Annotated in this window: 26 protein-coding genes; 17 read left to right on the top strand and 9 right to left on the bottom strand. The window is 69.3% G+C overall.

Translation table 11 applies throughout. The features are described from left to right. Positions 1-16 precede the first annotated feature (16 nt). The 13 genes from AC1D2K_RS01500 (at position 17) to AC1D2K_RS01440 (ending at position 12,416) form a co-directional block, all read left to right on the top strand. A complete protein-coding gene (locus tag AC1D2K_RS01500; protein ID WP_478085743.1) occupies positions 17-592 on the top strand; it encodes a hypothetical protein in 576 nt (191 codons plus the stop codon). Beyond that, positions 589-1,098, top strand: a complete 510-nt coding sequence (locus AC1D2K_RS01495) for a Na+/H+ antiporter subunit E (RefSeq protein WP_478085742.1) — start codon at positions 589-591, stop codon at positions 1,096-1,098. The genes AC1D2K_RS01500 and AC1D2K_RS01495 overlap by 4 nt, the downstream gene beginning before the upstream one ends. Further along, on the top strand, positions 1,091-1,375 hold the full coding sequence (locus AC1D2K_RS01490; protein WP_478085740.1) for an MrpF/PhaF family protein: 285 nt from the start codon (positions 1,091-1,093) through the stop codon (positions 1,373-1,375). The genes AC1D2K_RS01495 and AC1D2K_RS01490 overlap by 8 nt, the downstream gene beginning before the upstream one ends. Further along, positions 1,372-1,665: a cation:proton antiporter gene (locus AC1D2K_RS01485; protein WP_478085739.1), complete on the top strand. Its 294-nt coding sequence runs from the start codon at positions 1,372-1,374 to the stop codon at positions 1,663-1,665. Before AC1D2K_RS01490 ends, AC1D2K_RS01485 begins: the two co-directional genes overlap by 4 nt. Beyond that, positions 1,662-2,594 carry a hydrogenase subunit MbhD domain-containing protein gene (locus tag AC1D2K_RS01480; protein WP_478085737.1) on the top strand — a complete coding sequence of 311 codons (933 nt, stop codon included), beginning with the start codon at positions 1,662-1,664 and terminating at the stop codon, positions 2,592-2,594. Before AC1D2K_RS01485 ends, AC1D2K_RS01480 begins: the two co-directional genes overlap by 4 nt. After that, a complete protein-coding gene (locus AC1D2K_RS01475; protein WP_478085735.1) occupies positions 2,591-2,935 on the top strand; it encodes an NADH-quinone oxidoreductase subunit K in 345 nt (114 codons plus the stop codon). The genes AC1D2K_RS01480 and AC1D2K_RS01475 overlap by 4 nt, the downstream gene beginning before the upstream one ends. A gap of 12 nt (positions 2,936-2,947) precedes the next feature. Continuing rightward, the gene (locus AC1D2K_RS01470) at positions 2,948-4,468 is read left to right on the top strand and encodes a complex I subunit 5 family protein (protein ID WP_478085734.1); all 1,521 of its coding nucleotides are present in this window, start codon (positions 2,948-2,950) and stop codon (positions 4,466-4,468) included. Then, positions 4,465-6,129, top strand: a complete 1,665-nt coding sequence (locus tag AC1D2K_RS01465; protein ID WP_478085732.1) for a proton-conducting transporter transmembrane domain-containing protein — start codon at positions 4,465-4,467, stop codon at positions 6,127-6,129. The genes AC1D2K_RS01470 and AC1D2K_RS01465 overlap by 4 nt, the downstream gene beginning before the upstream one ends. 11 nt (positions 6,130-6,140) lie before the next feature. Further along, on the top strand, positions 6,141-7,592 hold the full coding sequence (locus AC1D2K_RS01460) for an efflux transporter outer membrane subunit (RefSeq protein ID WP_478085731.1): 1,452 nt from the start codon (positions 6,141-6,143) through the stop codon (positions 7,590-7,592). A gap of 10 nt (positions 7,593-7,602) precedes the next feature. After that, entirely contained in the window at positions 7,603-8,649 is a 1,047-nt protein-coding gene (locus AC1D2K_RS01455) for an AI-2E family transporter (protein WP_478085730.1), read from the top strand. Positions 8,650-9,162: 513 nt separating this feature from the next. After that, entirely contained in the window at positions 9,163-9,783 is a 621-nt protein-coding gene (locus AC1D2K_RS01450) for a hypothetical protein (protein ID WP_478085728.1), read from the top strand. Positions 9,784-9,840: 57 nt separating this feature from the next. Beyond that, a complete protein-coding gene (locus tag AC1D2K_RS01445) occupies positions 9,841-11,286 on the top strand; it encodes an NAD-dependent succinate-semialdehyde dehydrogenase (protein ID WP_478085727.1) in 1,446 nt (481 codons plus the stop codon). Between the two features lie 251 nt (positions 11,287-11,537). Further along, the gene (locus tag AC1D2K_RS01440; protein WP_478085726.1) at positions 11,538-12,416 is read left to right on the top strand and encodes a hypothetical protein; all 879 of its coding nucleotides are present in this window, start codon (positions 11,538-11,540) and stop codon (positions 12,414-12,416) included. Positions 12,417-12,420: 4 nt separating this feature from the next. Here AC1D2K_RS01440 and AC1D2K_RS01435 read toward each other — a convergent pair whose 3' ends face one another. Continuing rightward, positions 12,421-12,810 carry a hypothetical protein gene (locus AC1D2K_RS01435; protein WP_478085725.1) on the bottom strand — a complete coding sequence of 130 codons (390 nt, stop codon included), beginning with the start codon at positions 12,808-12,810 and terminating at the stop codon, positions 12,421-12,423. Positions 12,811-13,057: 247 nt separating this feature from the next. Between AC1D2K_RS01435 and AC1D2K_RS01430 the strand changes: the two genes are divergently transcribed. Genes AC1D2K_RS01430 through AC1D2K_RS01415 form a run of 4 tightly spaced genes read left to right on the top strand, consistent with a single transcriptional unit; the run spans position 13,058 to position 14,793 of the window. Further along, entirely contained in the window at positions 13,058-13,315 is a 258-nt protein-coding gene (locus AC1D2K_RS01430; protein WP_478085723.1) for a hypothetical protein, read from the top strand. Positions 13,316-13,326: 11 nt separating this feature from the next. Next, positions 13,327-13,722, top strand: coding sequence for a hypothetical protein (locus tag AC1D2K_RS01425; RefSeq protein ID WP_478085722.1), 396 nt, complete (start codon positions 13,327-13,329; stop codon positions 13,720-13,722). Between the two features lie 47 nt (positions 13,723-13,769). Next, positions 13,770-14,336, top strand: a complete 567-nt coding sequence (locus AC1D2K_RS01420) for a hypothetical protein (protein WP_478085721.1) — start codon at positions 13,770-13,772, stop codon at positions 14,334-14,336. A 16-nt stretch (positions 14,337-14,352) separates the two neighbouring features. Next, on the top strand, positions 14,353-14,793 hold the full coding sequence (locus tag AC1D2K_RS01415) for an outer membrane lipoprotein (RefSeq protein ID WP_478085720.1): 441 nt from the start codon (positions 14,353-14,355) through the stop codon (positions 14,791-14,793). A gap of 55 nt (positions 14,794-14,848) precedes the next feature. Here the strand turns inward: AC1D2K_RS01415 and AC1D2K_RS01410 are convergent, their stop codons facing one another. The 8 genes from AC1D2K_RS01410 to AC1D2K_RS01375 form a co-directional block, all read right to left on the bottom strand. Then, complete coding sequence (locus AC1D2K_RS01410) at positions 14,849-15,814, bottom strand: formylglycine-generating enzyme family protein (protein WP_478085718.1); 966 nt, start codon at positions 15,812-15,814, stop codon at positions 14,849-14,851. Positions 15,815-15,940: 126 nt separating this feature from the next. Next, the gene (locus tag AC1D2K_RS01405) at positions 15,941-16,594 is read right to left on the bottom strand and encodes a response regulator transcription factor (protein ID WP_478085716.1); all 654 of its coding nucleotides are present in this window, start codon (positions 16,592-16,594) and stop codon (positions 15,941-15,943) included. A 260-nt stretch (positions 16,595-16,854) separates the two neighbouring features. Further along, the gene (locus AC1D2K_RS01400) at positions 16,855-17,205 is read right to left on the bottom strand and encodes an alpha/beta hydrolase (RefSeq protein WP_478085714.1); all 351 of its coding nucleotides are present in this window, start codon (positions 17,203-17,205) and stop codon (positions 16,855-16,857) included. Between the two features lie 233 nt (positions 17,206-17,438). After that, on the bottom strand, positions 17,439-18,935 hold the full coding sequence (locus AC1D2K_RS01395; RefSeq protein ID WP_478085712.1) for a CYTH and CHAD domain-containing protein: 1,497 nt from the start codon (positions 18,933-18,935) through the stop codon (positions 17,439-17,441). Positions 18,936-18,973: 38 nt separating this feature from the next. Beyond that, positions 18,974-19,225, bottom strand: a complete 252-nt coding sequence (locus AC1D2K_RS01390) for a hypothetical protein (protein ID WP_478085710.1) — start codon at positions 19,223-19,225, stop codon at positions 18,974-18,976. Positions 19,226-19,334: 109 nt separating this feature from the next. Then, a complete protein-coding gene (locus AC1D2K_RS01385; protein ID WP_478085709.1) occupies positions 19,335-19,694 on the bottom strand; it encodes a hypothetical protein in 360 nt (119 codons plus the stop codon). A 334-nt stretch (positions 19,695-20,028) separates the two neighbouring features. Beyond that, positions 20,029-22,596, bottom strand: a complete 2,568-nt coding sequence (gene cphA / locus AC1D2K_RS01380) for a cyanophycin synthetase (protein ID WP_478085707.1) — start codon at positions 22,594-22,596, stop codon at positions 20,029-20,031. Positions 22,597-22,631: 35 nt separating this feature from the next. Further along, complete coding sequence (locus AC1D2K_RS01375; protein ID WP_478085706.1) at positions 22,632-24,872, bottom strand: cyanophycin synthetase; 2,241 nt, start codon at positions 24,870-24,872, stop codon at positions 22,632-22,634. Positions 24,873-24,974: the final 102 nt, after the last annotated feature.

Below are 24,974 nucleotides of genomic sequence, written 5' to 3'. Positions count from 1 at the left end.
TCATCGGTCGATCTCCATGCAGGTAGCCGCAACACCTCCCAAGCCCGTGGTGCTCGACCTGCATGTGGCCGAGCTGAGGCAACTGTTCAACTCGATGGATCCCGCGCCTTTCCGCAAGCGCGACCTCGATCCCAAGGCGCAGGCCTACATCGTCGAGTGGGCGCAGGAGGTCCCGGCCGGCCGGCCGCTGGACTTGGTCGTGCACGTCGATGCCGAGAGCGTCACGCCGGCCGATGCCGCGATGCTGAAGGAGGCCGTCGACGAGTACTTCCGCCAGCGTGCGCTGGCCACGTGGCGCGGCTTGCGCAAGATGTTCCGCACCGGCCGCATCAGCCTCCTGATCGGCGTGCTGTTCGTCGGCACGGCCGCCATCGTCGGCGAGTCGATCGCCAGCTTCGTCAGCAAGGGGCGCTACGCGACGCTGATCCACGACAGCCTGGTGATCGGCGCCTGGGTCGCGCTGTGGCGGCCGATGGAGATCTTCCTCTACGACTGGTGGCCGGTGCGCGCCGAGGCCCGGCTCTACGAGCGCCTGAGCGAACTCGACGTCCGCCTGGTCTGCGCCGGCGGCGGCACGAGGTCGACCGCATGAAGCCCGCTTTCGCAGCGCACGCGCGGCGCACCACGGCGCTGGTTCGCGGCCTGCTGTTTCTCCTGCTCTGGCTGGTGCTGATGCCCAGCGTCAAGCCGGCCGACCTCGGGGTCGGGCTGGTTGCGGTCGTCGCCGGCACCTTCGCCAGCCTGCGGCTGCTGCCGCCCGAGGCGGGCCATGTGCGGCTCGGCGCGCTGCTCGGTTTCGTGCCGCATTTCCTGTGGCAGTCGGTGCTGGCCGGTGTCGACGTCGCCCGCCGGGCGCTCCATCCGCGGATGCCGCTGCGGCCGGGCTTCGTGGTCTGTGCGATCAAGTTTCCGCCGGGCCTGGCGCGCAATGAATTCACGTCGATCACCAGCCTGCTGCCGGGCTCGGTGCCGGCCGGGGACGTCGAGGGCGGCGTTCTCTATCACTGCCTGGACATTGGCGAACCGGTCGCCGAGCAGATGGCCGAGGAAGAAGCGCTGCTCGAGAAGGTGCTGGTCGCGGGGAGGAGCCATGCATAGCTTCCTGCTCGGCGCCACTGCCTTCGTGCTGGCGATGGTCGCGCTCGGCTTGGTTTGCGTGCTGCGCGGGCCGGGCAATGTCGATCGCATGATGGCGGCACAGCTGTTCGGAACCGGCGGCATCGCCGCCTTCCTGCTGCTGGGCGCGGCGACCGCCGACGTCGGCGCGGTCATCGACGTGGCCCTGATCCTGGCGCTGCTGGCGGGCTTCGCCGCCATCGCCTTCGTCAAGGCCGGCTCGGCTGCGGAGCCGACCGACGCCGAGGACCGTCCGTGAACCTGGCCGCCGATATCTTCACCGTCGTGGCCGTGTCCGCCGGCGCCTTCTTCTTTCTGGCCGGCACGGTCGGCCTGCTGCGCTTTCCCGACACCTTCACCCGGCTGCACGCATTGACCAAGGCCGACAACCTCGGGCTGGGCCTGGTGGTGCTGGGCTTGCTGCCGCAGGCCGGCAGCGTGGGCGCGGCGATCAAGCTGATCCTGATCTGGCTGCTGGTGCTGCTGGCTTCGGCGGTGGTCTCGCAGCTCATTGCGCGCGCCGTGCCGCGCGGCGGAGCGAAGCCATGAGCCTTGCTCTCAACATCGCGCTGGCGATCCTGTTCCTGTCGCTCGCGCTCTGGACCATCGTGGCGCGCGACACCTTCGCGGCCGTGGCCGGCTTCATCCCTTATGGCCTGCTGCTCACGCTGGTGTGGCTGCAGCTGTCGGCGATCGACGTCGCGATGACCGAGGCCGCGATCGGTGCCGGCCTCACCGGCGCGCTGCTGATCGGCGCCGCATCGCGGCTGCGCAAGACCGAAGCGGCAGCCCGCGCCGAGCGGCCGGGCCTTCTCACGCGCGTGCTGGCCGCGATCCTGGCCGCGGCCGTCGCCGCGGTGATCGCCGCTTGCGTGCTGTTGCTGCCCGATCCCGGGCCCACGCTGGCGCCCGAGGTGGTGCAGAACATTGCCTCGACGGGTGTCGGCAACCCGATCACCGCGGTGCTGCTGGCCTTCCGCGCCATGGACACGCTGCTCGAGGCCGTGGTGCTGCTGTTCGCCCTGATCGGCATCTGGTCGCTGGCGCCCGACCGCTTCTGGGGCGGACGCCCGGGCCCGGCGCCGGTCGCCGACCCGAACGGCATCCTGGCCTGGCTGGCGCGCGTGCTGCCGCCGATCGGCATCGTGGTCGGGGTCTACATCCTGTGGGTCGGTGCCGATCATCCGGGCGGCAAGTTTCAGGGCGCCACGGTGCTGGCCGCGATGTGGCTGCTCGTCATGATGGCGGGCTTGCGGGACGCGCCCGCGGTCAGCGGGACCTGGCTGCGCGTGGCGCTGGTCGGCGGGCCGGCGGTGTTCATCGCGATCGGCCTGTTGGGCGCGTGGAGCGCCGGCGCCTTCCTGGCCTATCCGGGAGGTCTGGCGAAGCCGCTGATCATCGTGATCGAGGCCGCGCTGATGCCCTCGCTGGCGGTGACGCTGGCCTTGCTGCTGACCGGGGCGCCGCGAAGACCATGAACACGACGACTCTCTTCGGTCTTTGTGCCGCCGTGCTGGTGGGCCTCGGGCTCTATGGCCTGATCGTGAACCCGCAGCCGCTGCGCAAGGTGCTCGCCTTCAACCTGATCGGCAACGGCATCTTCCTGGTCTGCGCGGTCATCGCGCGCCGGGGTGCGGCCGCCGGGATGGGCGGCGACCCGGTGCCGCAGGCGCTGTTGATCACCGCCATCGTGGTGGCTTTCGCAGCTTCGGCACTGGCGGTCGCGCTGCTGCTGCGCCTGTTCGAGGAAACGGGCTCCGGCTCGCTGTCGGCCGAGGGCGGTGCAGCCGCGGCGAAGCCTGTGGACGGAGAGCCCTGAGTGCCGCTTTCGATGCCTGTGGATTTGACGACGACGCCCGGCGGCCTGCTGCTGGTGCTGGCAGTGCTGCTGCCCTTTGCCGGCGTGATGCTCGGGCTGGTGCTCGGCGGCCGCCATGCGCAGCGGGTGGCCTGGGCGACCATCGCCGTCGGGATCGGCGTGGTGGTCCTGATCGCCGATGCGTTGATCAGCTCCGGCGACGCGCTGGTCTACCTGCTCGGCGGCTGGGCGCCGCCCCTTGGCGTGGCGCTGCGCGCGGACGGACTGTCGGTCTGCATGATGGTGGTCGTGGCGCTGGTGATCGCGGCCATCGGCGTCTATGCGGGGGGCGACTTCGCAACGCCGGCCGGCGTGCGCGAGAAGCGCGGCCCGCTGACCTTCTGGCTGCTGCTGCTGGCCGTCTGGGGCGCGCTCAATCTGGTGTTCGTCAGCGGCGATGTGTTCACTCTGTACGTGGCGCTCGAATTGCTCACCTTCGCCGGCGTTCCATTGGTCAGCCTCGACGGCCGCGGCGAGACCTTGCAGGCGGCACTGCGCTACCTTCTGTACGCGCTGCTCGGCTCGATGTTCTATCTGCTCGGCGCCTTCCTGCTCTACGGCGCCTACGGCACGCTCGACATCTCGCTGCTGGCCGCCCGGGTCGGACCCGAACCGGTGGCGTGGGCCGCCGCGGCGCTGATGACCGCCGGGCTGCTGGCCAAGACCGCGCTCTTTCCGCTTCACCTGTGGCTGCCGCCCGCGCATGCAGGCGCTCCCGCGGCGGCCAGCGCGCTGTTGTCCGCGCTGGTGATCAAGGGCGCCTGGTTCCTGGTGGTGCGCCTGTGGGTCGACGTCTTCGCCGGCGTCGTGACGCTGCCCTCGGCGCAGCTGCTCGCGGCGCTGGGCGCCTCGGCGATCCTGGTGGGCAACGTCGTGGCCCTGCGCCAGGCCCGCCTGAAGCTGCTGATCGCCTACTCGACCGTGGCCCAGATCGGCTACCTGTTCCTGATGTTCCCGCTGGTCGCGGGCCTCGACGCCGCGCAGATCGACAGCGCTGTCGCGGTCACCGGTGGCTTGCTGCAGGCGATCTCCCATGCGACCGCCAAGGCCGCGATGTTCATGGCGGCCGGACTCATCTACAGCACGCTCGGCCATGACCGCGTCGCCGACCTGCGCGGCGCCGGGCGGGCCCTGCCGATGACCATGGTGGCCTTCGCGCTGGCGGGCGCCTCGCTGATCGGGCTGCCGCCTTCGGGCGGCTTCCTCGCCAAGTGGCTGCTGCTGTCGGCCGCGATCGCCACGGCCCAGTGGTGGTGGGTCGTCGTGATGCTGGCGGGCGGCCTGCTGACCAGCGCCTACGTGTTCATGGTGGTGGTGCGCGCGATGGCGCCGGCCGCGCTCGGCTGGGTGCCGAAGGCGCGCGTTCCGCGCTACCAGCAGGCGGCGGTGCTGGCGCTCGCGCTGTGCTCGTTCCTGCTCGGCGTGGCGGCGCTGCTGCCGGTCGACGTGGCCCAGATCGGCCGCACCGGCGGGCTGTCGATGGGGGCGCGATGATCGGTTCCGTCACGCTTGCCGCCGTGGTGTTCGAGGTACCGGTGCTGTTGCCGCTGGCGCTCGGCGTGCCGCTGCTGTTGCTGCTCGCATGCGCGTTCCCGCGGCTGCGGCGGCGCCTGCCGGCGCTGTTCGTGCTGGCACCGGTGCCGGCCCTGGCCGCGGCCTTGCTGGCCGGCAGTGAGCCCGAGCTGGTGCTGGGCAATGCCTTCTTCGCATTGACCTTCGCGCTCGATGTGCCGGGCGCGATGCTGCTGGCCGTCGCTTCGCTGCTGTGGATCTTCGCGGGCGCCTATGCCGCGCGCTGGCTGCGCGACCGGCCCGACCGCGATGGCGTCATCGTCTGCTGGCTGATGACCCTGACCGGCTGTGTCGGCGTCTTCCTGGCGGCCGACCTGATCGGCTTCTATTTCCTGCTCGCGGTGCTGAGCGTCGGCGCCAGCGGCCTCGTGCTTCAGGGCGACGGGCCCGATGCCTGGCGCGCCAGCGCTCTCTATCTCGGGCTCGCCCTGCTGGCCGAGGCCTTCCTGCTCGCCGGCTTGCTGCTGCTCGCCCAGGCCACGCCCGACGGCAGCCTGCTGATCCGCGACGCCGCGGCGGCGCTGCCCGGCTCGCCCTGGCGCGATCTCACGCTGCTGCTGCTGATCGTCGGCCTCGGCATGAAGGCCGGCCTGGTGCCGCTGCATTTCTGGATGCCGATCGCCTACGGCGCCGCGCCGATCCCGGCCGCCGCGGTGATGAGTGGCGCGGTGGTCAAGGCCAGCATCATCGCCCTGATCCGCTTCCTGCCGCTGGACGTCGCGCTGCCGGACTTCGGCCTGCCGCTGGCGGCGGTCGGCCTCTTCGGCGCCCTTTACGGCGTCGCGATCGGCCTCACGCAAACCCAGCCCAAGCTGATTCTTGCCTACTCCAGCGTCAGCCAGATGGGCTTCCTGGTGGCGGTGATCGGCATGGGCCTGGCCGCCGGAGACCCGGGCACCGCGCTGGCCGCAGCCTTCTATGCCGCACACCACCTGCTCGTGAAGGGCGCGCTGTTTCTCGCCGTCGGCGTGGTCATGCTGACCGGCCGCCGGCACCTGTGGCCGATGCTGCTGCCGGCCGCGGTGATCGCCCTGGGGCTCGGCGGCCTGCCGCTGACCGGTGGCGCGCTGGCCAAGTACGCGGCCAAGGACCTCATGGGCAGCGGCCTGGCCGCCACCGTGGCGGTCGTGTCGTCGATCGCCACCACGCTGCTGATGGTCCATTTCCTGCGACGGCTGAGTGCGGACACCGCCATCGACCCGGGCGCACGCGCGCCGGCCGTGCTGGTCGGGGCCTGGCTGGCGATGGCGCTGGCCTCGGTGGCGCTGCCGTGGGCGCTGTGCCTGGCACTGCCGCTCGGCGCGCTGCCCCAGGCGCTGGCGCCGTCCGCGTTGTGGGCGGCCCTGTGGCCGGTTCTGATCGGCGGCGCCATCGCGCTCGGCCTGGACAGCCTCGGCCGACACCTGCCGCGCATTCCGGCGGGCGATGTCGGCGTCGCGCTGGGCCGGCTCGGCGGCGGCGTCACGGCGGGAGGCCGTGCATTTGAAATGATCGACACTTTCGCGCGGCGCTGGGCCGTGGCGAGCATCGCATTGCTGGTAGTGTCACTGCTGTTCGGCTACGCGCTGATGGCGCTCGGCTGAAGGAGAACGAGATGAGGAAGTTAACGCTCGCAGCGGTTTGCGCCGCGGTCCTGGTCGGTCTTGCGGGTTGCACCGTCGGGCCGGACTTCGTGCGGCCGTCGGTGCAGTCGCCGACCGCATGGCGGATCGACTACCCGAAGGCGGCCGAGGTCGCCAACACGAAATGGTGGGAGCAGTTCGGCGACCCCGCCCTGAACCAGCTGATCGAGACGGCGCTGCGCGACAACCTGGACGTTCGCGTCGCGGCGGCACGCATCGACCAGTTCCTCGGCGCCCTGACCACCACCGATTCGCAGGCCTATCCGCAGCTCGGCTATGGCGCCGGGGCCGCCCGCACGCGGGCCAGCCGCGAAGGCCAGCCGCCGATCCCGGAGCCCGTCAGCAACTATTTCTCGCTGTATCAGGCGAGCCTGAACGCAACCTRGCAGATCGATCTCTTCGGCCGCGTGCGGCGCATGAGCGAAGCCGCCCAGGCCCAGGTCTATGCCAGCGAGCAGGCCCAGCGCGGCGTCGTGCTCACGCTCGTCACAGGCGTGGCGACCAGCTATATCGCGCTGCGCGCACTCGACCGCCAACTCGAGATCGCGAAGTCCACCGCCGCCAACTTCGGCGAGACCGCGCGCATCTTCGAGCTGCGCTTCAAGTCCGGCCTGGTGTCGCAGACCGAGGTGATGCAGGTGCGCTCCCAGTACCAGCAGGCGCTCACCGCGATCCCCACCTTCGAGCAGCAGATCGCGACGCTGGAGAACCAGATCTCGATCCTGCTGGGCCGTGATCCGGCGTCGATCCCGCGCGGGCGGACCATCGACGAACTGCTTGCGCCGCTGATCCCGGCAGGCCTGCCTTCCGACCTGCTGCAGCGGCGTCCGGACATCCTGGCGGCCGAGCAGAACCTGGTGGCCGCGAACGCCAGCATCGGCGTCGCTCGCTCGCTCTACTATCCGAGCCTCTCGTTGACCGGCGCCCTGGGCTCCACCAGCACCTCCTTCAGCAACTTCCTGACCGGTCCGGCCACCGCGTGGTCGGTGGTCGCGGGCCTGACCGGTCCGATCTTCACCTTCGGCGCCATCGAGGGGCAGGTCCGCTCGGCCGAGGCACAGAAGGCGCAGGCCGAGCTGGTCTACCAGCAGACCGTCCTGGGCGCCTTGCGCGACACCAACAATGCGCTGATCGGCACGCAGAAGAGCATCGAGGGGGTCGAGTTCCAGCGCGGGCGCGTCAAGGCGCTGCGCGAATTCGCGCGGCTGTCCAGGCTCAAGTTCGAGAACGGCCTGGTCGGCTATCTCGAGGTGCTGGTGGCCGACAACGAACTGTTCGCTGCCGAACTCGCCTTCGTGACCTTGCAGGCCAATCGCTATACGCAGGCGATCGGCGTGTACCAGGCGATGGGCGGCGGCTGGGTGGATGTCGCGGATTCGCAGACGCCGCGTCCGGTCGACATGGCGGACAGGCGCACGCGCTGACGGCATCGGCATGAACGAACGATTCCAGACGCTCGTCTACGGCACCGCGATCGCGCTGATGATCGGCTGGGTGTTCTACATCGGGCGCAACGTGTTCGTGCCGATCATGTTCAGCGTCTTCGTGGTCTACGTGATCCTCGGCCTGGCGCGCCTGATCGGCGGGGTGCCGCTGCTGGGGCCGGCCTTGCCGCAGCTGGTGATCTCGATCCTGTCGGTGCTGATCATCGCGCTCGGCCTGGGGCTGGTGGTCTACACCATCCTGGCCAACAAGGACAGCGTGATCGCCATGGCGCCGCGCTACCAGGAATCGCTGCTGGCGGCGGTGCAGCGGGTGGCGGTGCTGATGCGTGTCGAGGCGGAGCCGACATGGACCACGCTCCGGCGCGACCTGCTGGCGCAGGTGAGCCTGCAGCGGGTGGTCGGCTCGGCGCTGTCGTCGCTGTCGTCGCTGTTCGCCACCGTGATCGTGGTCGCGCTGTATGCCTGCTTCCTGCTGGTCGAGCGCGGCCGTCTCGACGTGAAGATCTCGGCCATCGCGCGCAGCCCGCAGCATGCGCAGCGCATCAAGCAGGTCATCGCCGACATCAATTCACGGGTAGGCATGTATCTGGCGCTCAAAACCTTCCTCGGCGTGCTGCTCGGCGCGCTGAGCTACGTGATCATGCGCCTGGCCGGCCTTGAATTCGCCGGCTTCTGGGCGGTGATGATCGCCTTGCTGAACTATGTTCCGTACATCGGCTCGTTCCTGAGCGTGGTGCTGCCGGGGCTGATGGCCGTGGCCCAGTTCGGCGGCGCCGGCGAGGCCATCCAGATCATGATGATGCTGGCCGTGGTCCAGTTCCTGATCGGCAACTTCCTGGACCCCTACATGATGGGGAACTCGCTCAACCTGAGTCCGTTTGCGATCCTCGTGAGCCTCGCCGTCTGGGTCGCCCTGTGGGGCGTGCCCGGCGCCTTCCTCGCGGTGCCGATCACCGCCATGATGACCATCATCTTCTCGGAGTTCCCCGGCACCCGTCCCATCGCCGTCCTGCTATCGCAGAACGGCAGGCCTTAGCTCTCCCCCAGGTTGTCCCGCACTTCGTGTCGGGACGCCCACCCCCTTCCGGGGGCGCAGCCGGCGGCCCGGCGAAGCCGGTTCCGCGGCTGCCCCCGAAGGGGCGCGCTCCGCGCAGCCGAAAAGAAGCACCACGATGGAGTTTGATTGGCCGGCGCAGCCAGGCCCGTTGGTGAAACACCGCGGATCTGGCTTTGCCAGTCCGCTGGTGTTGCCCCCGGTAGGGGGTGGGCGCCCGGACACGAAGTGCCGGGCAACCTGGGGGCGAGCCTATTGCGCCAGCTTTCAGAATATCGTGAACCTGCAGCAGGCGAGCGGATCGGCGCGCTGAAATGGACGCCGGCGTCACGCCCGTGCAACGCCGGCCCTTCAAGTTTTCCGCTGCGCCGCCGATATACGGTCAGCGCATGCCACCCGCCGTGTCGGTCGGGGCGGCAGGTCGCGACGAGGAGCCAGCGTGAATCCCAGGTCGGAGTACGACAGCCGCGGCACGTGCCTGAGGAAGGGGCGGGGATGACCTTGACCGGCTATGGCTACGATGCCTTCAAGGTCCTCGCCGTCGCCGCGCCGGTGGCCGGATTCGCGGCCGTCGCCCACGTGCGCGCGAGACGGCGCCGGCAGCAGGCGCGACGGATCGAAAGCGCGAGCCGCAGTTGCAGGAGCGTCTTCGTCGACGTGCCCGGACTGCCCGGCGCGGCCCCCGATTCGGTCTGCTTCGAACTCACGCCGCAACTGCTGGGCTGGCTGGCCGCCGCCCAGAGCGGATCGCTGAAGGGCATCGACACGCCCGATGCGGTGATGCTGGCCTTCGACGTCGAGGCGTCATGGACGGGTGTCCGGTTTGCCGGCGCCGGCGACGATCCGACCTCCCGCAGCCAACTGGTCGCGACCCGCGAACGCTTCTTCGTGCGCTCGGTCGAGACCGGGCGCAACAGCACGGCGATCTCGCTGCGATCGATGCTCGATGCCCATCGAAACCTCGCCGAGGGCCAGCCGCTCTATTGCTCGGTCGACGGCCTCATCGGCGCAACGCCGGTGCGGCGGCTGCGGATCGAGCCGGCGGCCGTGGCAAAGCAGTTCTATTGGGTGCGCGCGAACAACCCGGCGCTGCAATCGCGGCGACCGCGGAGTTAGGTAGGATCGGCGGCCGCCCCCCTGCTTCCAGGCGGCCTCGCAATTCAAGGACTCCGCATGACCACCCCCAGCTACCCCGACACCCGCCTGCTGATCGATGGCGAATGGTGTGACGCCGCGAGCGGCAAGACCCAGGACGTGATCAACCCGGCCACCGGCAAGCCGATTGGCAAGGTCGCCTTTGCGGCGATCGCCGACCTCGACCGCGCCCTCGACGCCGCCCAGCGGGGCTTCGAGGCCTGGCGCCGGATCCCGGCCAACGAACGCGCGGTCACCATGCGCCGCGCCGCCGCACTGGTGCGCGAGCGCGCACCCGAGATCGCCCGCATCCTCACGCAGGAGCAGGGCAAGCCTTTCGTCGAAGCGCGTGGCGAGGTGCTCGCCGGTGCCGACATCATCGAATGGTTCGCCGACGAAGGCCGCCGCGTCTATGGCCGCATCGTGCCTTCGCGCAACCTGGCGGCGCAACAGCTGGTCATGAAGGAGCCGCTGGGCCCCGTGGCCGCTTTCACGCCCTGGAACTTCCCGATCAACCAGATCGTGCGCAAGCTCGGCGCGGCGCTGGCCAGCGGCTGCTCTTTCCTGGTCAAGGCACCGGAAGAAACGCCGGCCTCGCCGGCCGCGCTGCTGCAGGCCTTCGTCGATGCCGGCGTGCCCAAGGGCGTGGTCGGCCTGGTGTTCGGCGATCCGGCCGAGATCTCGAGCTATTTGATCCCGCATCCGATCATCCGCAAGGTCACCTTCACGGGGTCGACCCCGGTGGGCAAGCAGCTCGCGGCCCTGGCCGGCCTGCACATGAAGCGCGCCACCATGGAGCTCGGCGGCCATGCCCCGGTGATCGTGGCGGCCGACGCCGACGTCGAACTGGCCGTGAAGGCCTCGGGCGGTGCCAAGTTCCGCAATGCCGGGCAGGTCTGCATCTCGCCGACCCGCTTCCTGGTGCACAACAGCATCCGCGACGCCTTCGCCCAGGCGATGGTGAAGCATGCCGAGAGCCTGAAGCTCGGGGACGGCCTGGCCGAAGGCACGACGCTCGGCCCGCTGGCCAATGCGCGCCGCCTGAGTGCCATGGCCAAAGTGCTCGAAGACGCCCGCGCCACCGGCGCCAAGGTCGCCACCGGTGGCGAGCGCGTCGGCAGCAGCGGCAATTTCTTCGCGCCGACCGTGCTGACCGATGTGTCGCTCGAGGCCGACGTCTTCAACAACGAGCCCTTCGGCCCGATCGCGGCCATCCGCGGCTTCGACTCGCTTGACGAGGCGATCACCGAGGCCAACCGCCTGCCTTTCGGCCTGGCCGGCTACGCGTTCACGCAGTCGATCAAGAACGCGCACCTGCTGTCGCAGCGCATGGAAGTGGGCATGCTGTGGATCAATCAGCCGGCCGCGCCTTCGCCCGAAATGCCTTTCGGCGGCATCAAGGATTCCGGCTACGGATCCGAGGGCGGACCGGAGGCGATGGAAAACTACCTGAACACCAAAGCCGTTTCCATCATGGCGGTATAGGGCTCGCCCCCAGGTTGCCCGGCACTTCGTGTCCGGGCGCCTCGAGTCGCTGCCAGAGGCAGCGGCTCTTCGGGCCGTCCAAGCCTGCGCGGGCAGGCTTGGAGCCGCGGCCCTCAGCCCCCGACCAGGGGCAACACCAGCGGCCCGGCGAAGCCGGTTCCGCGGTGTTTCACCGACGGGCCTGGCTGCGCCGGCCACGTTGACGAGCGGCATTTCTTTCCTGGCCGGACGGGGACACAATGGCGGGCATCATGCAAAACGCTTTGCTTCGCCGGGTCGTTCTGTGTCTTTGCCTGCTGCTGCTCCTGCCCGCCGTGGCCTGGTCACAGCAGCTCGGCAGCGCCGCGGCGCTGCAGGCCAAGTTCAGCGCCGTCCAGTCGCAGTTCGACAAGAACGTGTTCGGGCGGCCGCTGGTGCTCGAATCGAGCGAGGCCTCGGGCCAGTTGAGCGGCGACATCTTCGCGCTCGTCGATCATCCCTTCGAGCAGGTCAGCGCCTCGCTCAGCAAGCCGGCGGTGTGGTGCGATGTGCTGATGCTGCATCTGAACACCAAGCATTGCGCCGTGCGCGGCGGTGGGGCGGCGACCACCCTGGCGGTCTCGGTTGGTCGAAAGTTCGACCAGCCGCTGGGGGACGCGCAGCGCATCGACTTCGTCTGGCAACCTGCGACCGTATCCGCGGACTACCTCAGCGTGCGCCTGAGCGCCGACAAGGGGCCGCTGTCGACCCGCGACTACCGCATCGAGTTCGAGGCGACGCCCCTGCCCAACGGCAAGACGTTCATCCACATGGCCTACGCCTATGCCTACGGCACGGCGGCGCGGATCGCGATGCAGGGCTACCTCGCGACGATCGGCAGCGACAAGGTCGGCTTCAGTACGAAGGACAAGGACGGATCGGGTCAGCCGGAACTGGTCGGCGGCGTGCGCGGCGTGGTGGAGCGCAACACCATGCGCTACTACCTCGCGATCGACTCCTACCTCGACGCGCCGGCCGAGGCCCAGTTGCAGACGCGCCTGGCGCAGTGGTTCGACAGCACCGAGCGCTATGCGCGCCAGTTGCACGAGGTGGAGCGCAGCGACTACCTCGACATGAAGCGCAATGAATACAAGCGAATGAAGACCCAGTAGGGGATCATTTTCTTGGTCCGCGCCCGCTCCTGAGCATCTCGCCGCGGCTCTTCTGCAGTTCCGCCAACCGCTTGAGTTCGGCGGCGCAGTCCGCCTGGGTCGCGACCAGCACGACGGGGCTGCGTCGCAGCGCCGTGACGGTCTTCTCGACCTGTACCGGGTCGCGGTGCTTGGTGACCAGCCCTGCTGAGACCGCGGCCCTGGACTGCTTGTAGAAGGCCTTCTCGAAGGCCGGTGAGCCGCAACGCGCGGCGATCACGCGATAGTCCGCCTCCTGCTGCTCGCCGGAGATCGGCACCACGGCGTCCGCGGCCTGCTGGGCGCTTGCCGCCAGGGGCACGGCCATGACGACGGCTGCCAGCATGGCTGCGAGTTCGAGTTGTTGTGTCTTCATAAGTCCCCCTGCTGGCTGGAAATGCATCTGTCTCACGCTTCATGGTACGGCGGCGCCGGCCTGCTGTCTTATCGGCAATAGGTGCCGTTGCGGGAAGTGCTCACAAGAATTGAAACTTCGGCGAAAACCCCGATTGCCCGAAAGGGCAGCAGGCGTTGCCCGTTGGGCCAATTTGCAGCTTTTGCGGACGCACCCAAGATCGGTTCGTCGCCTACAGTGCCATGCCGGCCTTCATGAGGATACCGAAATGTTGATCGCGGAGCGCCCGATCCGGGTTGCCATGGCGGCGGCATCGTTGGCAGCCTGTGGGGCCTGGGCGCAGGACGACTCGAACCTGCAGAAGAAGCTCTCGAACCCGATCGCCGACATCGTCACGCTGCGGGTCCGGCCCGAAGGCTTCGTGCCGATGAACTTCGTTGTCGGCGCCGGCTACAACGTGATTCGGCCTGACAATGCCTCCGACTGGTTCGTCCGGTTCCAGATCAACTTCGTTCTCCCCAAGTAAGGACTTTCGTCATGCGAACGAGCGACACATTGAAAGGGCTGGCGATGGCCGTGGCGGTGGCCGCCGCAGCCTCGGCAGCGGCCACCCCGTTGAGCATCTACAACTCGATGCGCGACACGCCGATCACCAAGTTCGGAAAGGCCGACATGGATCTGATGAAGAAGACCATCTACGGCACGCTGAACACGGGTGCGGACGGCGTCAAGGTCAGCTGGGACAACCCGGCCACCTCCAACAGCGGCAGCATCACGCCGGCCGAGGATCCGAAGGGCCGCGCCGGGTGCCGGCTGGCGCATATCGAGAACCGTCACAAGACGATGCTCGGCGCGGGCGGCTACATCTTCTGCAAGAACACCAAGTCCAAGACGCCGCCGTGGGAACTGGTGGAGCCATGGACGGGCGGCTGATCTGCGGGCGACATCCTGTCGTCGGATATGAATAAGGAGTAGCGTTCATGCCTTTGCTGCGGGTCCTGCTTTTGCTTCGGGGCGCGTTCGGCGCGATGTTCGCGCTGGTCATGCTGTTGGCGCCGGTATCGTCGATGGCGCAGATGCTCGGGCGCAACGGCACCTTCGCTCTGGTCGACGGGCTTCTCGCGCTGGCAGTGGCCTTCGCGCTCTCCAAGGTGCCGCGCTTCAACTGGCTCTTCGTGCTGGTGCTGGTCGATGCGCTGATCCGCCTGGCGATCGGCGCGGTGGCCCTCGCCTATCCGGACATCGAGGGCCGCATCCTGGGCTCGGTCGCCTTCTTCGGCGGCATCATCACTGCCTGCATCGCGCTCGGCGCGGCCGGGCTGGCCTACGCGCTGGCAGGCCGGCGAGTGTCGTTGGCCCCGCGCGGCGGCGGGGTCGTGCCCGTGCTGGTCGTGAGCGCCTGCACGCTGCTGTTGGGCATCGGCCTGCTGTTCGGCTTCGGAACCGCCGACGGGCGCCGCCTGCTGATCGGCGCCTTTGCGCTGGCGGTGGGCCTGTCCTTGCTGGTGACCGGCTTTCGGCTGAAGAATCCCCAGTCCATCACTTGAAGGAGCGAGGTAGATCATGAAGACTTTTCTGTCCCGTATCGCGGCTTTCGTCCTGGTCCTGACGCTGGCGGCCTGCGCCGCGCCCGGCTCGCAGTCCGGATCGATGACGATCCGCCAGGGCGTCATCGAGCAGATCACGCCGACGCAGATCCAGAGTTCGCAACATACCGGCGTGGGCGCGGTCGTCGGCGGCCTCGCGGGCCTGGGCATCGGCAGCCTGATCGGCGGCGGCACCGGACGCGATGTGGCGATGGTTGCAGGCGCCATCGGCGGCACCATCGCCGGCGCGGAGGTCGCGAACCGGTACTCGCAGCCGATCGCCGGCCAGCAGATCGTGGTGCGCACCAACAGCGGCGTGCTGGTCTCGGTGACGCAGCCGACGGGTCCGGTGCTGCGCGTCGGGCAGCGGGTCTACATCGAAGGCAGCGGCGAGGGCGCCCGCGTCCTGCCCCAGTAGCCGCTCAGGGCAAGGGCAGGGTGGGCGGAACGGTCTTCATCAGCTCCGTCCTCTTTCAGGATTGCGCCTGCTCGGCGCGCACGACGCAGCGGAAACCCAGGTGGCAGGTCGAGGTGTCGATCGGCTGTGCCATGCGGGCCGCCGGCCGGTAGCGGTGGCAGTAGTTCGGTGCGCACAGGTGCGACCCGCCCTTCATGACGCGCCGCGGGATGCGCACTCCGGGCGTTCGCGGGTCGTAGCTGCCCTCGACCGGGCCGCCGCGCGGGTTGTCCAGCGTGCAGCAGGCGTGGGTGATGCGGCCGTGTTCCTGGTACCAGTCGGTGGTCCATTCCCAGACGTTGCCCGCCATGTCGTAGAGACCGTAGCCGTTGGGCGCGAAGGCGCCGACCGGCGCGGTCCACTCGTAGCCGTCCTCGAGCAGGTTCTGCCATGGAAACTGGCCTTGCCAGGTGTTGGCCATCGACCGGCCGCGCACCTTGAATTCGTCGCCCCAGCAGTATTCGGCGCCCTCGAGCCCGCCGCGGGCCGCGAACTCCCACTCGGCCTCGGTCGGCAGCGACTTGCCGGCCCAGACCGCGTAGGCCTCGGCGTCCTCGAAGGCGACATGCACCACCGGATGCTTCCACAGGCCCTGCAGCGAACTGCCGGGTCCGCGCGGATGGCGCCAGTTGGCGCCCCGTTGATAAGTCCACCAGTTGTGCGGGTTGCCCATGTCCACCGGTCCCGCGGTCTTCTGGAAGACCACCGAGGAGGGCGCGAGCAGTTCGGGGTCGGCGCCGGGGTAGTCTTCGGCCCGGGCCGGACGCTCGGCCAGCGTGACGTGGCCGGTCGCATCGACGAAGCGCTTGAACTCGGCGTTGGTCATGGTGTGGGTGTCGATCCAGAACCCCTTCACCGCCACCTTGTGCACCGGCGCTTCCTCGGGATAGTGCCGGTCAGATCCCATCAGGAAACTGCCGTCGGGGATCCACGCCATGGCGGGATGCGGGGCGGTCTTGGGGGCGGCGGAGGAATCGGACATGGGCGGCATGGCTGAAGATTAAAGGAGTCGTCTGCCGGCATTGGCCATCGAGCCAAGGAGATGCCCGGGTGCCCTTCGGGGCAAGTGGGTCCAAGTTCCGCGCAGGTGGGTGGCGGGTCTTCGCTTTCAGGCGCCGGCGTGGCTGGCGTCGCCGGGTGACATGCCCAGCTGCCCCACGGCCCGGACGAGGTCGGCCAGCGAACTCACCTCCATCTTTTCCATGACGTGCGCGCGATGGGCCTTGACGGTGCGCTCCGCGGCGCCGAGCTGGGCGCTGATCTGCTTGTTGAGCGAACCGTTGACCACCATTTCCATGACCTGCCGTTCGCGCGGACTGAGCCGGGAGTAGCGGGTCTGCAGCGCGCACAGCCGTCGCCGCGCCTGGCGCCGGGCGGCATCGTCCTGTATGGCCTTGCCGATGACCGACAGCAGGGTCTCGCCGTCCACCGGCTTGAAAAGAAAATCCGCGGCGCCGGCCTTCATCGCGCGCAGCGTTTCATGCACCGTGGCCTCGGCGGTCACGAAGATCACGGGCAGGGGTTCGGGCTGGCTGGCGATCATCTCCTGCAGATCGAGCCCGCTGGGACCGGGCATGTGGATGTCCAGCACCAGGCAGCCGGGTGCGCTGCCGATGCCCTCGAGGAGCATCTCGCCGACCGAGCCGTACTCGGCCACCTGATGGCCAGCCTCGCGCAGGAGCCGCTGCAGCGCGCGCCGAAACGAGACGTCATCGTCGATCAGCCGAATCGTGGGAGTTTCACCGTCAGTATCCGAAACCATCAACTTGCCCATTCCTAAACCTCCAGAGGCCGCTCCACGTTCACCGCGCTCTCGCTCCATCGGCGGGGCCCGATTCGCCGACGGCGAAGGTGCATTGAACACGGAGCCAAGGGGCGTGACAAGCTGCCCTTTGGTGTAAGTGAACCTTCAATGATTATGAATGTAGTTAATTCGCTTTACGAAATTGTGAATTCCGAACCATAAGGCGAAAAAAAGCCGGCCCCGCTTTCGCCGGGCCGGTTGTTTCTGCGAGCCGCGAATTACAGGGCGGCTTGACGCGTCGTGCGGATGCGGGCACCGCCGAATTGCGACGGAATCACGCTGCCGGCGAAGGATTCGCGGCGCACGTTCTGGTTCGGGGCATGGGCGGCGGCAACGGCTTCCTCGCGCACCGACGCGCGGTCGCGGGTGCTGGCGATGGTGGTCACGCCGCTGGAATAGCCTTCGGCGTAGGGATTGGCGTTGCGGGCAGCGACCGCGGCCTGGGCGCTCACTTCGGCGCGGCTGCTGGCAGAGGTCAGGGCGTGCACGCCTTCATAGATTTCGGCATGGGCACCGGCGGCGGCGAGCAGCGAAAGGGCGGCGGCGGCGAGGATCTTCGAGGTCTTCATTGGATTTCTTTCTGGCTTTGGTTGAACGGGCCGGACCGTTCTTGCGATCCGTGCGGGCAAGTCTAGCCTGGCACATAGGTAAAAACCCRCATAAAAAAGAATCGCACTGTTGCCAAAGTCGAAACAATGAGAAGAAATTTCGGCGCGTAGCCGCCGAAAAGCGGGGGCTTTCGCGTACTACCGCCAATCGCGGCCGCTGCGGGTGCTGCGCTGGGGCGCGGAGGTCCCCCCGCTCAGCGCGTCCAGAACGGGCGCAGATCCGCGACCTTGGCGAGCGCCTTGCGGCACTGCGCGGCGCTGGCGGGCTGGTTCGCCGCCAGCCAGCCGACCGCGAACCAGGCTGCGCCGTCGTAGGCGGCGCCGTCGCGGCAGGCGGTCATCGCCATCTGGGCGTCGTTGTGCGCGCCGAGCGCATCCTGCGCCGGTTCCAGTTGTTCCAGAAAGCGCTGCGCGGCGCGCCGTCCGAACAAGGAGGCCGCGAACTCGCCCAGGTAGCGCAGCCGCTTCAGGCGCTTGCGCACGCGGTGCTGCTTGGCCGGCTCGAGGCTGTCGAAGCGCTTGCCGTCTCGCAGCACCTGCCGATGCAGCGTCGAAAGCCGGAGCCGGAGCGCCTTGCGTGCGGGTGTGCCTTTCTTCGCAGGCTCGCCCTCGGCGCCGCTCGGAAGGKCGGCGGCGATCAGGTCCATCAGGACCGCCTGGAAGCTCGGCGCCCGGACCACGGTCTTCGATTCTGGGATCTCGCCGGACGCCTCCTCGAACTCGAAGGGCGGTGCCCCGTGCGCCAGCATCTGCGGCTGCACCACCCGCAGCAGGTGGTCGCGATCGCGCTGGCGGCCGAGCGCGCGGAAGGTATCGGCCAGCACGGGCTCCCATGCCGGGTCGATGGCCGGCGCGAAGTCGGCCATCTCTCGCAGCGCGGTGCGCAGCCGCCGGATGCCGACCCGCAATTGATGCACGTGCTCGGGATCGGGACTGCCGGCCGCGACCTCGCTGGCGTTCGGAAGCATCTGCGCCAGGCAGCTGTCGAGCACGGCGCGAAACACCTGCGGCCCATCGGCATCGGCGTCCAGCTGGGGCGCCCGGGCCTTGGTCGGCGGGCCGTAGGCCTGGCCTCGCGCCAGCCGCTCGCCATGCTCGGACTTGGACACGGTGTCGAGCCAGAGTCCGTAGCGGCCGCGCCAGCGGCGGGCCAGCTCGAGCATCGACGAAGCGCTGCCGAGCTTGAGCTCGATCTCGAGTTCGCACAGGGGCCGCGAGCGGTCGCCGCTGCGCACTTCACCGACATCGAAGGCCAGTTCGACCAGCGCGTCGCCGCTGCGCATTTCGCGCGTGGTGCGCCAGACGTCGGTGCCGTACAGCGGCATCAGCTCGGCCTCGGCCGGGTCGTGCCCGGCCTGTCGCAGGGCCTGGGCGATCCGCTCGCCGACCGGCGTCCCGTCGTGCCGACCGATCAGCGGCAGCGGCACCTCGCTGGCCCGCACGGGCGGCAGCTCGACGTTGTGCTCCAGACGCTCGACCGGGCTCGCACCCGGAGCCTTGGCGGTCTGCATCCAGGCGCCGTCTTCCTTGCGCACGCGCAGCACGATGTGCCGGGCGGCCAGTGCGCCGTCCGCCGTGTCGTAGTAGCGGGCACGCAGCCGCGCGCGGTGGGAACGTCCCCGCGCGACAGCCGCTTCCACCGCGGCCCGGTTGGGCGCGTCGACCTGGAATTTGAGCTCGAACTCTGTCACTGGGCCACTCGGTGACCTCAACGCGGATGGCGCCGGTTTCACTCCTTCAGTTCGCTGACCTGCAGCGACAGATCGTACAGCTTGGACTTGCTGGCGTAGTAGCGGTCGAGGCGCCATTCCCTGAGGATGTCCATCGCCAGCTGGAAGCTCTTGTAGTCGAGTTCATAGAGCGYGACCAGCTCGAAGCTGGCCTCGGATTCGAGTGCCAGCACCAATCGGGCGAGGATCTTTGCAGACGCGTTGGCCGGGTCCGTTTCGATGAATCGGCGGGCGACCTTGATGGCGTTCATAGGGAAACCTTCCTCCTTTAGTACATTCCCCTGACTATAGCCAGCGTCTGCAGGTGCTTTGTGACAGTCTCATGGCAGGCATGGGGCGGCCTGCCCTGCCATTGTGCCCTCAGCGAACCGGCGTTTCGGCCTGGCGAATCACGCCGCCGCCCAGCACGCTGCCGGTCAGGGTGGTCGAAGCGCCTCCCATGACCCGGGCCTCGCAGGCCTCGTGGTCGCTCTCCGGCTGCCGGGCGCAGCGCGCGAGCGCGTTCTGCTGCAGAGTGGCCGCATCGGGCGCGGGGAAGCCRCCTCGGCGGGCCGTCTCGGCTGCTGCGCCTCGTTCACGCAGGCACGCGGCCTTGTCCTGCAGCATGCCGTCGCAGGGCAGCGAGCCGGGAGGCGATCCGGCGGCGAAGGCGGCCGATGCGCCGGCGAGGCTGCCGGCGGCCAGCAGGGCGGCGACACAGGAATGCAGTGCGGTGTTCATGGTGACTCCTTGTCCATGGTGGCGCGGACTCGCGCCACTCCAGGCCCTCAGTCTGTGGCCCGATGGAGAAGGAAGCGTGTGGGACGGAAGGGCCGGGCGCGAGCGCACGAAGGCGCACCTTGCTGTCGGACAGAGCCGACCGCTGCCGGACCAGGGGCTCAGGCCGGCGCCGGGCCGCCCCAAGGCGGCCTGCGGCCCCCTCGGGGGGGGCAGCGACCCACACGAAGTGGGGGAGCGTGGGGGCCATCCAGGCCGGCGCCGGGCCGCCCCRAGGCGGCCTGCGGCCCCCTCGGGGGGCAGCGACCCACACGCAGTGGGGGAGCGTGGGGGCCAATTACCCTGCAGCGATCCGTTTCGACAGGTGCGCCAGCGCTTCCTCGACCTGGTCGACCAGGATCAGCGACAGGTCGCCGGGCTGCAGCCGGGCCAGGGCCGCGTCGATGGCGATGAATTCGCCGCGAATCTCGTCGATGAAGCGGGTGCGCTCCGCGCCCTCCAGCCCCTGCCGCAGCAGCGCCATGACCTCGCCGTCGGCGCGGCCGCGTTGCGCCGCATCCTGGTAGAGGATCACGTCGTCGAAGGCCTGGCCGAGGATCGCGGTCTGGTCGCGGATGTCGCAGTCGCGCCGGTCGCCGGCGCCGCTGATCACGACCGAGCGCTTCTTCGCCGGCATGGTGTCGACCGCGGCGACCAGCGCACGCATGGCGTCGGTGTTGTGGCCGTAGTCGGCGATCACGGTGGCGCCGCGGTAGTCCATCACGTTGAAGCGGCCGGGCACGCCGGCGGCGTCGTTCTTGAAGCTCGCGAGGCCGCTGCGGATCGTGTCCCAGTCCAGGCCTACGGCCCAGGCCGCGGCCACCGAGGCCATCACGTTGTCGACCTGGAAGCCGATGGTGCCGTTGCGCGTGATCTGCACGTCGCGCAGCGGAATGCGTTCGCGCCAGGAGCCTTCGGCGGCCACCACCGCGTCCTGGTCGACGTAGACGGTGCGCTTGCCCTGGGCGCGGTGCGTGGCCATCACCGGATGCGTGCGGTCGGCAGCGAAGAAGATCACGCTGCCGGGACAGGTGGTCGCCATCGCGGCCACGTTGGGGTCGGTGGCGTTGAGCACCGCGTAGCCGCCAGGCGCCACGTTGCGCACGATCACGCGCTTGAGCACGGCCAGGTCTTCGACGGTCGTGATGTAGTTCAGGCCGAGGTGGTCGCCGCTGCCGATATTGGTCACCACCGCCACCTGGCAGCGGTCGAAGCCCAGGCCTTCGCGCAGCACGCCGCCGCGCGCGACTTCGAACACCGCGGCATCGACGTCCGGATGCAGCAGCACGTTGCGCGCGCTCTTCGGGCCGCTGCAGTCGCCGCTGTCGGTCTGCCGGCCGTCGACGTAGACGCCATCGGTGTTGGTCATGCCRGTGCGCAATCCGCTGCCGGCGAGCAAATGGTTGATGAGGCGCGCGGTGGTGGTCTTGCCGTTKGTGCCGGTCACGGCGACCACCGGGATGCGGCCGTCGTCGCCGTGCGCGAACAGCGTGTCCATCACCGCCTCGCCGACCGCGCGCCCGCGGCCGAAAGAAGGCGAGATGTGCATCCGCAGGCCGGGCGCGGCATTGACCTCGACCACGCCGCCGTGCTGTTCCTCGAGCGGACGCAGCACGTTCTCGCAGACCATGTCGACGCCGCAGATGTGCAGGCCGACCATCTGGGCCGCATCGATCGCGCGTGCCGCCACTTCCGGGTGCACGGTGTCGGTCACGTCGGTGGCGGTGCCGCCGGTGGAGAGATTCGCGTTGTTGCGCAGCACCACGCGCTGGCCGAGCGTCGGCACGCTGTCGGGCTTCAGGCCCTGCGACTCGAGGCGGCCGATGGCGATGTCGTCGAGCCGGATCTTGGTCAGCGAGGTCGCGTGACCTTCGCCGCGGCGCGGGTCCTGGTTGACCCCTTCGACCAGTTCGCGGACCGACTTCACGCCATCGCCGATCACCTGCGGCGGATCGCGGCGGGCCGCGGCCACCAGCCGGTCGCCCACCACCAGCAGGCGGAAGTCGAAGCCGGGCAGGAACTTCTCGACCATGACCTCGCCGTAGACCGCGGCCGAGTCGTAGGCGGCGAGCAGTTGCTCCTGGGTCGTGATGTTGACCGTGACGCCCTTGCCCTGGTTGCCGTCCTGCGGCTTGACCACCACAGGCAGGCCGATTTCGAGCGCCGCGGCCCAGCCGTCGGCGGCGTCCGCCACCGGCCGGCCCAGCGGCACCGGCACGCCGGCCGCATTGAGGAGCTGCTTGGTGAGTTCCTTGTCCTGGGCGATTGCCTCGGCCACGCCGCTGGTGCTGTCGACCTCGGCGGCCTGGATGCGGCGCTGCTTCGAGCCCCAGCCGAACTGGACCAGGCTGCCGCGCGTGAGGCGGCGGTACGGAATGCCGCGTGCCACCGCCGCATCCACGATGGAGCCGGTGCTCGGCCCGAGGCGCTCGGATTCGTCGAGGTCGCGAAGCTCGGTGATGGCGGCGTTGGCGTCGAATTCGGTGCCGGCGTGGGCGGCGTCGATCAGGGCCCTGGCCAGCTCGAGCGCGCGCCGTCCGACGGCCTCCTCGCTGTACTGGAAGGCGACCTGGAAGACGCCGTCCTCGAGGGTGCGCGAGGTGTGGCCGAAATTCACCGGGCAGCCGGCCTGCGCCTGCAGGGCGATGGCGGCGTTCTCGAGCACGTGGGCCAGCGCCAGCGGCTGGCCCAGCACGATCGGGTGCAACTCGCCGATGGTCGGGAACAGCGCGCGCAGGCGGTCCTCGAAGCCCGGCAGGCGTTCGATCGCGGTGTCATCGCCCGTGCAGCGGACGATCGCCTCGATGCAGGTGTGGCGGCTCCAGAGATTGGGCCCGCGCAAGGCGCGGATGCGGGTGACTTCCATGGCGTGGGGTGCCGGCGGACCAGGGGTCCGGCCGGTCAGGCAAATTGTTGTTCGGGCGAGACAAGGGTCTGGGACAGCTGCAGCGACGCGAGCGCCGCCTGCAGGTCGGCTTCGAAGGCTTCGACGCCGGCACCGATCAGGTTCAGCGGGATGCCCAGCGCCCAGGCCGCGGCGACCGCGGCGAGCAGGCTGTCGAGGCTGACGCCGGCATGCGTGGCACGCCAGATGGTCAGCCGGCCGAGGCCGGGCAGGAAGGATTCGCTGCTGCCGTTGGCCAGCACCACGCGGTCCTGGCGCACGAGCACCGCCTTGCCGCCTTCGGCCTGGTGCTTGACCAGCGCCGCGGCCTGCGGGTCGGCGCAGTAGAGGATCACGTCGCCATCGCACAGCGGCGCCAGGCCGGCCACCCGCGGATCGGCGGCGTTGRGCACCGCGGTGCCTTCGGGCAGCACCACGTCGACCTGGGTGCGCAGCACCCTGACCATCTGGTCGCTGGCCGTGATGTCGAATTCGCCCAGCGCTTCGGCGCCTTCGAGGTCGGTCACGATGCCGACTTCGCAGCGGTCGTAGGCCAGGCCGTCGCGCAGGATGGTTTCGGCGCCGTTCTCGATCACCACCGCCTGCACGGCACGGTTCACGAGCAGCCGGTGGCCGGCTTCCCAGTGGGCGCTGTCGCGGGCATCGACCCGGCGCCGCTCGAGGAACAGGCCGTCCCGGCAGGCCAGGCCGGTGTGGCGGCCGCCGAGGCCGATCAGCCAGGCCACCAGGCGCGAGAGCACGGCGGTGTCCTGCGAGCCGGCGACGCCGACCACGGGGATGCGGCCGGGCGCGTCGTCCGGGAACAGGTGGTCGCAGATCGCGCGGCCCACGGGCCGCGGCGAGCCGACGGCCGGCTTCAGGTGCATCAGCAGGCCGGGGCCGGCGTTGACCTCGACGATCGCGCCGCCCTGCGGTCCGAGGGGTCGGGAGATGTCCTCCGCCACCAGGTCGACGCCGGCGATGTCCAGGCCGACCACGCGGGCGGCCAGCACGGCCGCATGGGCGACGTCGGAATGCACCTGGTCGGTGCAGTCGATCGCCATGTTGCCGTTGCGCTGGATCGTGACCACCCGGCCCGCGGCGGGCACGGCCGCGGCGTCCAGGTCCTGGCGCTTGAGCTCGAGCTGCAGCTTGGCGTCGGTGTCGACCACGATCACATCGAGCGGGAATTCCTCCTCGGCACCACGCCGCGGGTCGCTGTTGAGCTGGCTGTCGATCAGCTGGGCCACGGTCGAACTGCCGTCGCCGGTGACGGTGATGACCTCGCCGCGCGCGGCCGCGACCACCTGGCCGCCGACCACCAGCAGGCGGTGCTCGTAGCCGCGGATGAAGCGCTCGACCATCACGTCGCTGCCTTCGGGCTCGGCGATCGCGAAGGCGGCGATGACTTCCTCGCGCGTGTGGAGTTCGAGCGAAACGCCGCGGCCATGGTTGGCGTCCGAGGGCTTGACCGCCACCGGCAGCCCGATGTCCTCGGCGGCTTCCCAGGCTTCCTCGGCATTGGCCACCACCTGGCCTTCGGGCACCGGCACGCCGCAACTCGCGAGCAGCGACTTGGTGAGCTCCTTGTCGCTGGCGATCGATTCGCCGATGGCGCTGGTGTAGTCGGTCTCGGCGGTCCAGATGCGTTGCTGGTTGGCGCCGTAGCCGAGCTGGACCAGGTTGCCGCTGTTGAGCCTGAGATGCGGGATGCCGCGGTCGGTGGCGGCGCCCACGATGCAGGCAGTGCTCGGGCCGAGGTAGCAGTCCTCGACCTTGGCCTTGACCGCATCGACCGCGCGCTGCACGTCGGCGCTGCCGAACGGGTCGCCGTTGATCGCCGCCATGAGGAGGCGGTGGCCCTCGGCCAGCGCCACCCGGGCGACCTGCTCGTCGCGGGCCCTGAACACCATGCGGTAGACGCCGTGCTGCGAGGTGCTGCGGGTCTGACCGAAGCCGGTCGGCATGCCGGCCAGGTTCAGCAGCTCGATCACGACGTGCTCCAGCACGTGGCCGGCCCAAGTGCCTTCGGTCAGGCGCTGGATGAAGCCGCCGCGCTCGCCGACGCCGCAATGGTGCTCGATCAGGGCCGGAAGCAGCGTGGTCAGGCGCTCGGTGAAGCCGGGAATCGTGTTGGAAGGATGGTCCTCGAGCGCGCCGAGGTCGAGCCAGACTTCGAGCACGGGGCGGTAGGTCCAGAGGTTCGGGCCGCGCAAATAGTTGATGCGCAGCAGACGGATGTCGTCGAAACGGGTCATGAAAACGTTCGATGTGCTTTGGCCGAGCACCACGGCGCTTTCAAGCGCGCCCATGGCGATCAGTCAGAATCGGCGCCCGACGTGCGCCAGAAAGGGTCCGTC

The organism is Variovorax sp. P1_H12_2, from assembly GCF_056405335.1.
The sequence above is the reverse complement of the archived record's forward strand: the minus strand, read 5'-3'. Positions and strand labels throughout refer to the sequence as shown.

What these genes read in the sequence shown, in the direction of transcription:
- AC1D2K_RS01500 (WP_478085743.1), top strand. Translation starts at nt 17, where the DNA reads ATGCAGGTAGCCGCAACACCTCCCAAGCCCGTGGTGCTCGACCTGCAT.
- AC1D2K_RS01495 (WP_478085742.1), top strand. Translation starts at nt 589, where the DNA reads ATGAAGCCCGCTTTCGCAGCGCACGCGCGGCGCACCACGGCGCTGGTT.
- AC1D2K_RS01490 (WP_478085740.1), top strand. Translation starts at nt 1,091, where the DNA reads ATGCATAGCTTCCTGCTCGGCGCCACTGCCTTCGTGCTGGCGATGGTC.
- AC1D2K_RS01480 (WP_478085737.1), top strand. Translation starts at nt 1,662, where the DNA reads ATGAGCCTTGCTCTCAACATCGCGCTGGCGATCCTGTTCCTGTCGCTC.
- AC1D2K_RS01475 (WP_478085735.1), top strand. Translation starts at nt 2,591, where the DNA reads ATGAACACGACGACTCTCTTCGGTCTTTGTGCCGCCGTGCTGGTGGGC.
- AC1D2K_RS01470 (WP_478085734.1), top strand. Translation starts at nt 2,948, where the DNA reads ATGCCTGTGGATTTGACGACGACGCCCGGCGGCCTGCTGCTGGTGCTG.
- AC1D2K_RS01465 (WP_478085732.1), top strand. Translation starts at nt 4,465, where the DNA reads ATGATCGGTTCCGTCACGCTTGCCGCCGTGGTGTTCGAGGTACCGGTG.
- AC1D2K_RS01455 (WP_478085730.1), top strand. Translation starts at nt 7,603, where the DNA reads ATGAACGAACGATTCCAGACGCTCGTCTACGGCACCGCGATCGCGCTG.
- AC1D2K_RS01450 (WP_478085728.1), top strand. Translation starts at nt 9,163, where the DNA reads ATGACCTTGACCGGCTATGGCTACGATGCCTTCAAGGTCCTCGCCGTC.
- AC1D2K_RS01445 (WP_478085727.1), top strand. Translation starts at nt 9,841, where the DNA reads ATGACCACCCCCAGCTACCCCGACACCCGCCTGCTGATCGATGGCGAA.
- AC1D2K_RS01440 (WP_478085726.1), top strand. Translation starts at nt 11,538, where the DNA reads ATGCAAAACGCTTTGCTTCGCCGGGTCGTTCTGTGTCTTTGCCTGCTG.
- AC1D2K_RS01435 (WP_478085725.1), bottom strand. Translation starts at nt 12,810, where the DNA reads ATGAAGACACAACAACTCGAACTCGCAGCCATGCTGGCAGCCGTCGTC.
- AC1D2K_RS01430 (WP_478085723.1), top strand. Translation starts at nt 13,058, where the DNA reads ATGTTGATCGCGGAGCGCCCGATCCGGGTTGCCATGGCGGCGGCATCG.
- AC1D2K_RS01425 (WP_478085722.1), top strand. Translation starts at nt 13,327, where the DNA reads ATGCGAACGAGCGACACATTGAAAGGGCTGGCGATGGCCGTGGCGGTG.
- AC1D2K_RS01420 (WP_478085721.1), top strand. Translation starts at nt 13,770, where the DNA reads ATGCCTTTGCTGCGGGTCCTGCTTTTGCTTCGGGGCGCGTTCGGCGCG.
- AC1D2K_RS01415 (WP_478085720.1), top strand. Translation starts at nt 14,353, where the DNA reads ATGAAGACTTTTCTGTCCCGTATCGCGGCTTTCGTCCTGGTCCTGACG.
- AC1D2K_RS01410 (WP_478085718.1), bottom strand. Translation starts at nt 15,814, where the DNA reads ATGTCCGATTCCTCCGCCGCCCCCAAGACCGCCCCGCATCCCGCCATG.
- AC1D2K_RS01405 (WP_478085716.1), bottom strand. Translation starts at nt 16,594, where the DNA reads ATGGTTTCGGATACTGACGGTGAAACTCCCACGATTCGGCTGATCGAC.
- AC1D2K_RS01400 (WP_478085714.1), bottom strand. Translation starts at nt 17,205, where the DNA reads ATGAAGACCTCGAAGATCCTCGCCGCCGCCGCCCTTTCGCTGCTCGCC.